Genomic DNA, 1,914 nt, shown 5'->3' on the forward strand with positions numbered 1-1,914 from the left:
AAAAGTGGGAGGAGAAAGAGAATAGTGATTCTAAAGCTTGTGAGATAGAGGGGCAATCTTAAGACTCTAATTCTCATATAAATATGTTACTTCTCTCGCTCGCTAGCGAGGGAAATTCTGTTAAGATATCGTTTTTTCAAGACTTCAGAAAGTCAATTTGATTAATATTCAAAAATTCGCAATCAAATTGAGGCAATCTCTAACGAATCAAATAAATGTGAAATATAAGTTCAATCATCAAGGAAGCAAATAGCCACTCCCTAATCAAGCCTTAGCCAGTTTTATGGTTACAGAGCAAATGTTCTATAGAAAATAATTATCAATATCGAGATAACTATAACTATGTTCATGAAAGACATATCTAAGTACTGAGTAGCTATGATCTTCCGGAAAGTGGTAGAGCAGGATGAAAATATAATTATCAGGTCTACCTTTTCTCGTACTAAAAAGGAGATTAAACATGATTTTGACTGAAGGAGATACCGGCATTTAAGTCTGAGACTTAGATTTGCCATTGAAGGTTCAGGACGGCTGTAGTTAAAACTAACTGTAGTCGTTCTTACCTTATGATATTTAAATATCTCTTCTATTGTCGAGTCTCACAAGAAGTGACTAGAGTGTGATCTGATCGTGACTCAAAAGTTTGGTAGTCACTACTGGCATATTGAGCGCCTCTATCCGGGTCATGGCAACGATTCTGGATAAAAAGGGCCATTTGATCCAGAACTCTCGCTGTGCAAGCCCTTTAGCGTGAGACGACTCTAAAACTGCGCTCTGAAAGACAACATAAATCCGCTCAAGCGCTCTCAGTGCTGGCCTTTTAAGCCACAAGTATTCAGCCATTTTCGAGGGGTAGAATACGGATTAAATGCTTTTACCGATCTACGCCACGTAAAATGCCTCAGAAAGTCTGATCTAGGTGATATTCCTCAAAGCTTTGTAAATCAATGATTTTGATGATATTGCTCTGTTGAGGTAAAGCCTGGCAAGAGCTTTATCCATCTATTTTACCAGGAAGCTGAGACAGACCTTGTCTCAGAAATAGAACCTCTGCTGTGACAGGGTTTCAGACCAAATGGCCCTTTTTATCCAGAATCGTTGTCATAGCCCTTCTTCGGACTCTGTGTCGAGCCCACAAAGGCGATCGCTGGCTGCTCTACTTTGTATCGGTGCAAAACGCTCTCGGGCGATCGCTCTTGTGACTTAAAAACTATCATTCACGCGATCGCTGGTGGTGAGGAACTGTTGTTGTTTCTCAGGAGCTTGGAAAACTCGAACTTTCTACTCGAACTGACAGATCCAAAATGTCGATAGAGATGATGTGACAGGACAGATCTCTTTCATCCACCAAATCTTCGGCATCGCTGTATAAATATAGATAAGAAAGAGGATTTTCATACCCTCATCTTCTTTTTGCAACAGAACCCTAACGTCTGCATTAAGATCTTAAATGGCGATAACCGCCCAGTCACACAAAAACTCGCTCAGCAGAAGTCAGAAAATATCTATATTTCCATGCGGTTGTCGCGTGCCACGAAAGGTAACAAGGACAGTCGCTTGATTTCTAAGAGTTGGCGAAAACAACCCCAATCCTTATCTCATAGGAGGTTAATCCATACTTCTTCAGAAAATCATGCAAGAACTCCAAAACCTCCCCAAAGACAAGCTCGCCGAGATTTACGACCTCATTCATTACTTTCGCTTGGGGCTCACTCAAGCGCGTGACGAGTCCCTTACCGAGAGCGAAAACGAACCGCGCACTCCTGGGCTGTTGAACTTTAAACTAGGCGACGCCTTCTTTGAACCGATGTCTGAGGAGGAACTGCAGCAATGGGAATGAGTTGGCTCCTCGATACTCATATTCTGCTGTGGTGGATCTCAAATGATTCTAAACTTGATGCCATCTGTCGCGAC

The 1,914-nt window shown here is 41.8% G+C and carries 1 protein-coding gene; it reads left to right on the plus strand.

Going from position 1 to position 1,914, the window contains the following annotated elements; genetic code table 11:
- Positions 1–1,615: 1,615 nt before the first annotated feature.
- On the plus strand, positions 1,616–1,840 hold the full coding sequence (locus tag QJQ48_RS27895; RefSeq protein ID WP_346294464.1) for a hypothetical protein: 225 nt from the start codon (positions 1,616–1,618) through the stop codon (positions 1,838–1,840).
- Positions 1,841–1,914 lie beyond the last annotated feature (74 nt).

The sequence above is a fragment of the Sphaerothrix gracilis Ecp01 genome (assembly GCF_030405905.1).
GTDB classification, from domain to species: Bacteria; Cyanobacteriota; Cyanobacteriia; order Phormidesmidales; family Phormidesmidaceae; genus Sphaerothrix; species Sphaerothrix gracilis.